10 protein-coding genes, 1 tRNA gene and 1 pseudogene are annotated in these 8,695 nt (G+C 45.9%); 11 read left to right on the forward strand and 1 reads right to left on the reverse strand.

The features are described from left to right. The 4 genes from RMO27_RS12850 to prmC form a co-directional block, all read left to right on the forward strand. Positions 1 to 196: hypothetical protein (locus RMO27_RS12850; RefSeq protein WP_309733059.1), on the forward strand; the 196-nt coding region annotated here is incomplete at its 5' end. A gap of 40 nt (positions 197 to 236) precedes the next feature. Then, positions 237 to 308: transfer RNA gene (locus RMO27_RS12855), tRNA-Asn, on the forward strand. A 218-nt stretch (positions 309 to 526) separates the two neighbouring features. After that, entirely contained in the window at positions 527 to 1,276 is a 750-nt protein-coding gene (locus RMO27_RS12860) for a Tic22 family protein (protein WP_309733062.1), read from the forward strand. After that, a complete protein-coding gene (gene prmC / locus RMO27_RS12865; protein ID WP_309733065.1) occupies positions 1,277 to 2,170 on the forward strand; it encodes a peptide chain release factor N(5)-glutamine methyltransferase in 894 nt (297 codons plus the stop codon). It abuts the gene before it with no gap. A 101-nt stretch (positions 2,171 to 2,271) separates the two neighbouring features. On the opposite strand, the gene RMO27_RS12870 is transcribed toward prmC, so the two are convergent. Beyond that, a complete protein-coding gene (locus RMO27_RS12870; protein ID WP_309733067.1) occupies positions 2,272 to 3,234 on the reverse strand; it encodes an orange carotenoid protein N-terminal domain-containing protein in 963 nt (320 codons plus the stop codon). A 218-nt stretch (positions 3,235 to 3,452) separates the two neighbouring features. Here RMO27_RS12870 and RMO27_RS12875 point away from each other — a divergent pair, with 218 nt between their 5' ends. From RMO27_RS12875 to istA, 7 genes and pseudogenes are all read left to right on the forward strand, one after another. Beyond that, positions 3,453 to 4,166: a fatty acid desaturase gene (locus RMO27_RS12875; protein ID WP_309733068.1), complete on the forward strand. Its 714-nt coding sequence runs from the start codon at positions 3,453 to 3,455 to the stop codon at positions 4,164 to 4,166. Next, the gene (locus RMO27_RS12880) at positions 4,148 to 4,354 is read left to right on the forward strand and encodes a hypothetical protein (protein ID WP_309733070.1); all 207 of its coding nucleotides are present in this window, start codon (positions 4,148 to 4,150) and stop codon (positions 4,352 to 4,354) included. Before RMO27_RS12875 ends, RMO27_RS12880 begins: the two co-directional genes overlap by 19 nt. 457 nt (positions 4,355 to 4,811) lie before the next feature. After that, positions 4,812 to 5,162, forward strand: coding sequence for a 30S ribosomal protein S6 (gene rpsF / locus RMO27_RS12885; RefSeq protein WP_396133702.1), 351 nt, complete (start codon positions 4,812 to 4,814; stop codon positions 5,160 to 5,162). A gap of 330 nt (positions 5,163 to 5,492) precedes the next feature. Then, on the forward strand, positions 5,493 to 5,954 hold the full coding sequence (locus RMO27_RS12890; protein ID WP_309733072.1) for a DUF4168 domain-containing protein: 462 nt from the start codon (positions 5,493 to 5,495) through the stop codon (positions 5,952 to 5,954). Positions 5,955 to 6,026: 72 nt separating this feature from the next. Continuing rightward, positions 6,027 to 6,500 (forward strand): urease accessory protein UreE, encoded by a 474-nt coding sequence (ureE, locus tag RMO27_RS12895; RefSeq protein WP_309733075.1) that lies wholly within the window; start codon positions 6,027 to 6,029, stop codon positions 6,498 to 6,500. A 112-nt stretch (positions 6,501 to 6,612) separates the two neighbouring features. Next, positions 6,613 to 7,299, forward strand: a complete 687-nt coding sequence (locus tag RMO27_RS12900) for an urease accessory protein UreF (protein WP_309733078.1) — start codon at positions 6,613 to 6,615, stop codon at positions 7,297 to 7,299. Between the two features lie 278 nt (positions 7,300 to 7,577). Next, positions 7,578 to 8,628, forward strand: a pseudogene (gene istA, locus RMO27_RS12905) (IS21 family transposase); the annotation flags it as partial. Positions 8,629 to 8,695: the final 67 nt, after the last annotated feature.

The raw sequence follows: 8,695 nt of genomic DNA on the forward strand, positions 1-8,695 counted from the left end.
GGCGATGGCGACTATGTACTCTCGCAATTTTAACGTCTGGAGCGTGATGCCAAAAATCGCGATCGCCAGTACGCAATTACAGAAAACAACGGTAGTGACTAAATCCTTCATCGCGCTACTCCATTCGCCGATCGTGCTATTTGAATTTCAGACCAAAGAAAGTTGGCCGAGTTACTTGCCAAGTTTGCCCCCATGATGATATGGTAGTTTACGTACGCAACCGCGCACAAACATAATCCTCGGTAGCTCAGTGGTAGAGCGGTCGACTGTTAATCGACTGGTCGCAAGTTCGAATCTTGCCCGGGGAGTAAATCTAAATTAAACATCATTCGTATCTAATGCCGATCGCATTGGCATGTCTCCATACGAGCTAGTATTCACAGTACGGAAACAATCTGTTAGGATAACAGTCCATAGTGATTACTGTCGATCGAAACGTAGTGACAATTATTGACACTTCAATCGATCTAGACATCATCACATCGATAAAAAATATCGAAAATCTTAGCTTTATTGCAATTATACAATGTTTAAATCGTTGATTCTTTCGATGGCGATCTTGGGCACGATCGCGCCCGTAATTGCCATTGCACCCCAACCAGCTCAAGCGCTGCCGGAAGCTCAAATTATTGACAAACTTCAAAAAGTACCCGTATTTACGATCGCCAACAACACGGGGAATTTTCTCCAGCAGAGCGTGACAGCATCTGGTACTACGCGGACGATCATTCCCGTATTTATGGAATCAAAAGATGCGGATGTCTTTTTTAATAAACTCAAAAAAGCCCAACCTCAGCAGAGCAAAGTTGCCAAAGTAACGCCCGTACCGATGAGTGAGATTTACAAGCTCCAAATGGACTTGCAGAAAAAATCATCCAACGTCAGCTTCGTATTTTTTCCAACCGAGCAGCAACTCAAGAACGCGCAAATCCTCAAAAAACCATATCAAGGTAACGCGCTCTATCCAGTGCCATTATTTATGATTGCGATCGAGCAAAATGGTAAATTTTCCACAGTCCAAGAAAACAATTTAACACCATTGTTTTTCAGTAAAAATCAAGCCCAGCAATGGTTGGATCGCGTTAGAAAAAAAGATGCTAAATTAGTTGCCAAAGCTCAGATCAAAGTTAATTATCTGCATGTGGTCATGGCTGATTTCAAGTCTAAAAACTATGCAGGGCAACAGCAATTAGTATTTGTCCCCTCCGTGGAAAGTATCGAAAGTGCCCGCAAATTGCAAGCAGCTCAAATTAAAACTCCCACTGCTAAACCATAAATGGTAGTAGCGCGAATTACTGGACGGGAACTCTGGGCGTGGCGAAACTGGGCGATCGATCTTGCTAGAGGTAGCGGTGTTGCCAAGCGAGAGGTTGATTGGTTACTGCAATCGGTAGCCGATCTCGATCGACTCACCTTAAGACTAGAATCGATTGCAGACAATCGATCGATCGAGATGGCGATCCCGCTCGATCGATTGTCTACATTATGGCTCGATCGCATCGAGCACCATCATCCCGTGCAATATCTCGTTGGGAAAACATTTTGGCGAGATTTCGAGCTAGTTGTCTCGCCAGCGGTATTGATTCCGCGTCCCGAAACCGAATCGATCATCGATATTGCCATCGATTCGAGCACGAGTGCTCAACAGCAAGGAATTTGGGTCGATTTGGGCACGGGTAGCGGCGCAATTGCGATCGGATTGGCCAAAACATTACCTGCGGCTAGCATTTACGCGGTAGATTGCAGTCCTGCTGCCTTAGCAATCGCTCGACTCAATGCGAATCAACTAGATGTTACCGATCGCATCCAGTTCAGCCACAGCAATTGGTGGTCGTCATTAGCACCGCTCCAGGGCAAAGTAGCTGGAATGCTCGCCAATCCCCCCTACATTCCCTCCCAGGAGGTGCTCCAGCTCCAGCCGGAGGTAGTCAAGCACGAACCACATCTGGCCTTAGATGGCGGTATTGATGGCTTAGATGCGATGCGGATCTTGGTCGATACGGCACCTGAATACCTGCAACCCGGCGGTATTTGGTTAGTGGAAATGATGGCCGGACAGGGTGCGGCAGTCACTGACTTGTTAACGCGACAGGGCTGCTATACCAATATTCAGATTATTGACGATCTGGCCGGACTCGATCGATTTGTGTGTGCGAGATTGCGTGGTTAATCGCAATCGATCGAAAATACCCACTAGTAGGGGCAATTCATGAATTGCCCCTACTAGTGGGTATTTTAGTTGACTGAAATCTGCTTGATTAAACCTTTAAATTAAACACGACGGAGGTTGAGCAACTCTTTGGGAGAAGCTAACAGATCGATCGCGACAAAGAAGATTTTACCTTGAGGATCGAGCAAGAACCGCCAAGCGATGTTCATGCCGACACTGGCACCAAACCACGGCGTTTGGACTTTACCAGTAACTTTAATTTGAGTATAACCATCATCGATCGATTCGACGACACCGCGTTCTGGTAGCATTTTCAAGCCCACACATTCTTCCCGCATATAAGTGAGGATTGCGGCTGGGCCGACAACGGGAGCTTGGAATGGCGGCTGGAGTGCCCCTTCTTCGACAAACAGACTTGATGCCGCCATGAAGTCAAAGGCATTCATGTTGTCGATGTAGCTCAATACGGTATAGTTATCGACACCTTCGATCGCGGCGCGCGAACGATCTGCAAAAGCGCGAGGCGTAACTGAGGGAGCTTCCCGTTTGTCATAATCTTGACCGCGTGCTGGGTCAAAACCCATGTTCACTACCGTATTCCGCAACACCGTGATTTGTTGACCGGCATCGAGTTGTTTGATGGTTTCGAGCAGAGCAGTTGCTTCTTTAGAAGGGACGTAGCCAGCAGGAATCGGTGCGACTAAGCCTTGTTTCATCATTTGACCCAACTCATACCAGAAGCCGAGCTTAGTATTCATCCGAAAGGACGTAAAAGTCCGGCAAATCGGTGTATCGGTGTGCATTGCCAAGTCAGTCATCACCTGAGTTTGCTCCGCAGGTTGCATGGCTTTGATTTGGTCGAGCAATGGTTGTGCCAGTGCCATGCTCGCCGAACCCGTCGCCGCAGGAGTGATCGTGACGCCCATCTCAGTGTAAGCGTACCAAAGTAAAGCCAATTGATCTTCGACGCTGAGTTGGTCGAAGGCCGCAGTCACTGCCGGCACAGCATCGGCGACTAAAGTATTCGCAAAAATTGACTGGGCAGATTTCAGTGTAATCGACATAAGTACTATAGCCCCAAGTAGGATAAATAGGTATTTGTGAGGTTTTGTTTGTAAAATTTAACCATTAGTTAAAATACTATAACGATGCCTGCCTAAAAAGCAAATTACCTGAATTGAGATGGCGATCTACCGTAAATCGGCTGGAGCTGTTTGCTAATTGATAAGCTGGATTTGCACAAAAGGACAATCGATCGTCGATCGCTAAATTTCGAGGATTCATGAACAACTGGTCATTCCAAATCGCCCTGGCAATTATCTGCTTATGGACGGTGAGCCTGTGGAACTGCTTACACATTCAGATCGATACTCTTCAGCCCCTGGGGTTGCTCGGTGTGGTTGCATGGCAAACTTGGCTATATACAGGGCTATTTATTACCGCTCACGATGCGATGCATGGCAGCATCCACCCATCACCGCCGATCGATCGGGCGATCGGGCAGTTATGCTTGTGGCTGTATGCTGGATTTGACTACGCACTCTTGGCGACCAAGCATCACTTACATCATCAGTATCCAGCGAGCGATCGCGATCCCGATTTTCATAACGGCACCGCCACCAATTTTTGGAGCTGGTACGCTCATTTCGTCTGCGAACATTTTAGTTGGCCACAAGCGATAAATGTGGTCTTAATGTTGGGGGTTTATGCAAGTATTTGTTACGGTACCGTCGGGCATGATCGGCACTCGCTGCTGTGGAGTATCACCAACCCGATCTTATTCTGGGCGATCCCCTCACTCTTGAGTTCGCTGCAATTATTTTATTTTGGGACATTCTTACCCCACCGCGAACCACCCAATGGCTATCTTAATCCCCACCGCGCTCAGACGATCGCCAGATCCCGCTGGTGGTCGTTGATGAGCTGTTATCATTTCGGCTACCACCAAGAACATCATCAGTCACCTCATCTGCCCTGGTGGCAGTTGTATCGCTAGGCGGAACGGTCAAACAGTTACAAATTGTCAATAAGTATCTCTCGATCGGGGGATTGTTGGATTTCCGAGATCGATCGAGCTACTATTTAAGATGGTTGTTAATGGTAGTAGTGCCTCCTCTAGCGGTTTTGAACCGCGATCGCTTTCTAGTTTCTCCAGATAGTCAAACATTCTTCAATATTTCTTAACAAATAGGGGTAAAATAAGGGTATGTCGATCAGTGCTAGTGTCTAGCACAAAAAATACCTAACACAAGTGACGGAAAACACCGCTGAGTGTGGGTATTAAATAGCAGAATTACAGATATAAGGTAATTCATAAACAACTTCAACAGCCTTGAGCTGAATGAATCATGTTCGATCCTGTCTCCGCACCTGCCATTGTTCGTGTCATTTCTAGCGCTTACTTACTCTCTACTTGCTTATTGTTGAGTTTTACCACTTGTGGGTGGTGGATTATCTCTTATCTCGAACACCAAGATAATCACTTCCCAAAATGGTTTAGCTAGGTCTATCGACCGATTATCGAGTGATGTGAGTGATATAGGAACAACTACCGATCGCCAATTGCTGATACAATAGATAATCCTTGCTTCTGCCACCATCCGTGTGGAAATCGAAGCCAATCTGTCCATAAGGAGAATCTGTGAGCGACAAATACGAAATCATGTACATTCTGCGTCCCGACTTATCGGACGAGCAGGCCGACGAAGCCATCAAAAAATATCGAGACATTATCGAAACTAACGGTGCTACCGACATCGAGATCCAGCAACGCGGCAAACGCCGTCTTGCCTACCTCATCGGCAAAAACCGCGACGGTATCTACGTCCAGGTCAACTATACTGGTTCTGGTAAAGAAATTGCCCCATTGGAACGATCGATGCGCCTGAGTGAAGATGTCATCCGCTACTTGAGCCTCAAACTCGATCCCCCCAAAAAAGCAGCTAAAGCCGCTGCTGCAGCACTAGCTGCTGAAAGTGCCGCTGAAGCATAGTTTTCACATTAGGATCTAGAACTCTCCGATCTTAGCCCGCAGCTGCGGGCTATTGTTTTAGATATCGATCGATCGATTGTTTGTAGATAGAGAAATAGATCTAGTCGACCCAAACAGTAGACTGCTGGCAAAGTAGTGAAAACATCATCATTTCTACCACAATGGCCGACAAACATTCCGCTTGTCGCTACCCCTTATCCCCAAGCTTAGGCCAATAATCTCATCATTGAGGATGACCCAAACATGTTCAGGAACTTATCAACTCCTAAACACTTCAATTAAAATGTAACTCAAGCCAAAATTCGATCGATTGGTTTCACACCTGGTCATATGACAACTCCACACATTCGCAGTAGTTTTTATCATTTATCTCGCCCACTATTGTTGGGAATCATCACTAGCTTCTTAGGTATTTTGGGTGGCATCGTCCCAGATTTTACCGCAGCGCAACCCAGTGCATATTTTAATAGTTCGGCACGAGCAGATGAATTTAGCGATCCCGATCTGCGCAACTACGCAGCAGCACTGATGCAAATCGAACCAGCTCGCCAATCAGCATTAACCCAAGTCAGCCGCGCCAATGGCGGCAACCTACCCAACCTAGTTTGCAATCAGCCTGCGACGATGGAAAGTTTAAATAGCGAAGCCAAATCGCTATTTGTTAAATACTGCAATCAATGTGAGAGTATTGCGGCTAGTCGGGGATTGAGTATCGATAGATTCAATCAAATTACTCAAGCCGTACGCGCCAATCCTCAATTGCAAGAGCGAGTACGGAGTTTCATGAATTAGCTTGTCATCGCGATCCAGCCGATCAAGGAGAGGATACAATAGCAACGATCGTCTAGTGAGGTCAACTCTACCGTGCCCAATGATTCGTCGTCTGCAACTGCAATCTTACTGACTAACAGATTGCACCCCCATTCCCATTCCACTCATCTACCACCACTCATCTTATCCCTCACTGCTGACGAACGTACCCGCAGCCGCTATAGTTTTATCACCGAAGATAACACGCTCGTCCACCTACAACTACCACGCGGAACGACTCTTCAGCAGGGGGATATCCTCACGTCAGAGACTGGTGAGATTCTCGTCCAAGTCAGAGCCAAACCAGAGCAAGTTTTGACGCTTACTAGTGATGACAAACTGCAATTATTACGCGCAGCTTACCATCTTGGCAATCGTCATGTCAGTCTAGAGATATCGCCAAACTATCTCCGGCTGAGTCCCGATCCTGTCTTAGAAAAAATGTCGATCCAATTAGGGTTACAAGTAGTTACAGAAGTTGCCCCATTTTGCCCTGAAGGTGGTGCTTATAGTCACCATCACGAATGAATTCGATTGAGTATTTAGATAGTGCTAACATTAAAGCTTTAAACACCGACTCCAGCAATACTTGTCAGGAATCTAATTTATTTAAGCTCTGAAAAATCTTCGAGATCGTGGTGTGAGCGTGCAAATTTATCACCAACAACTATTACGACTGCTTCAATTAGCAAGTCCACTTTTACCAGTGGGTGGATACAGTTATTCTGAAGGTCTAGAAAGTTTAATTTTACAAGGCAATGTCTACGATCGACCGACTCTTCAAACTTGGATTGATCGAGAACTACAAACTGGCGCGATTCGGATCGAAACAGCCCTCATGGATCGAGCTTATCTAGCTAGCAGTCAGTTCGATCTCGATCAATTAAACCACTGGAATAACTGGCTAACTGCTGCACGAGAAACTGAAGAATTGCGACTCCAAAGTTGGCAAATGGGTGGTTCGTTAATTAAACTCGCACTCGAATTAACACCAGGCATTCAAGACTCGATCCAATTGATCGAGTATCCTTGTCATTATGCGATCGCTTTTGGAATCACCGCACAATCTTGGCACATCGATCGACACTCAGCAATTCTGGCTTATCTCCAAAGTTGGGTAACGAATCAAATCGGTATCGGTGTGAAATTGATTCCCCTCGGTCAAACAGAAGGGCAACAAATTTTGTGGCAATTGAAAGACTCGATTGATCTCCTCTCTCAGACCCTTCTGGTTCTAGATGATCCAGATCTTTATGTCTGTAGCTGGGGATCGTCGCTAGCTAGTATGCAACACGAAACTCTCTACAGTCGGCTATTTCGAAGTTAAAGCAATAAAACCGTCATTCCGCAGGTAAGAAGAGAAAATCCTGTATTTTTAAAGAATGAGAAATTTTGAAGCGTCAGACATAAGAGTACAGGATCTTGACCACAGTGGGATCATTGCAGGAATGTTAGACGACAATGACATTGGCGGGTGAAATGACAGTCTTGTCGGGTCGCAGATTTCCATTCGGGAACGCTACGCGAACGAGAAGAGAGAAATAGATCGTTAGCTAGCCAAAAAGAAAGACACTAGAAAATCTCCCAGCAAAGAGAAAAAATCTAGTGTCAACAAAAGCTATCCATTTATACCAAACAAGAGCGTATATGAACGCAAGAGAAATTGGCTTAACGCAAGCCAACGCAGCGTATATCGCTGAAATATCCGAACGCACGGGTCAACGGATCGAAGCAGGTCAACACCAACCCAATCGGGGCAAAGTAGCAGATCGAAATAGCACTCAAGATCCATTAGGGGATGTCTGGGACAAAGAACTAGAGCCAATGCTCAAACAGGAACCTCGACTCAAACCGATGACCCTATTTGAATATCTACAAGACACCTATCCTGGCAAATATCCCCAGGTATTGAGAACGATTCAACGACGAGTGCAAACCTGGAAAGCCCTACATGGGCCAAGTCCAGAAGTAATGTTTGAGTTGCGTCATGAACCAGGAATGATGGGCCTATCAGACTTCACCCAACTTAAAGGGATGGAGATAACCATTGCTGGCAAACCATTCGAGCATTTAATCTATCACTATCGGTTGGCTTACAGTGGTTGGCAATATGCCCAGATTATTCAAGGTGGAGAGAGCTTCATCGCTCTTGCAAAAGGACTGCAAAACGCTCTCACAGCTTGCGGTGGAGTACCCAAACAACATCGTACCGATAGTTTAAGTGCAGCATATCGGAATTTGGGCGGAAACAAATCCTTAACCCGCTTGTACGATGAGCTGTGCGACCATTATCGAATGCAACCGACTCGTAACAATACAGGTGTTGCTCATGAAAATGGCGCAATTGAATCTCCCCACGGTCATCTCAAAAATCGGATTAAACAAGCCATTTACTTGCGTGGTAGTAATGATTTCCAGAATCTAGAAGAGTATGGATTATTGATTGAATCAGCAGTTGCCAAGCTCAACCAGCAATGTCAACAGAAATACGAACAGGAGAAGACTCAGCTCAAATCTTTACCCAAATATCGCATCCCTGACTACGAAATCTTAACAGCTTGTCAGTACCAGAAGTACTGTTGAAGTCCGTGGCGTTCTTTATACAGTGCCATCCAGATTGATTGGACGGCAATTAGCCCTCTTCTATCACTCTAGGAGAGATAAAATAGAAAGGTAGGGCTGAAGAGAAGGCAAGGCATATGACACAGCCAAGAGCAGCAGCA

It is taken from the genome of Chamaesiphon sp. OTE_75_metabat_556, from assembly GCF_031378165.1.
Classification (GTDB): domain Bacteria; phylum Cyanobacteriota; class Cyanobacteriia; order Cyanobacteriales; family Chamaesiphonaceae; genus Chamaesiphon.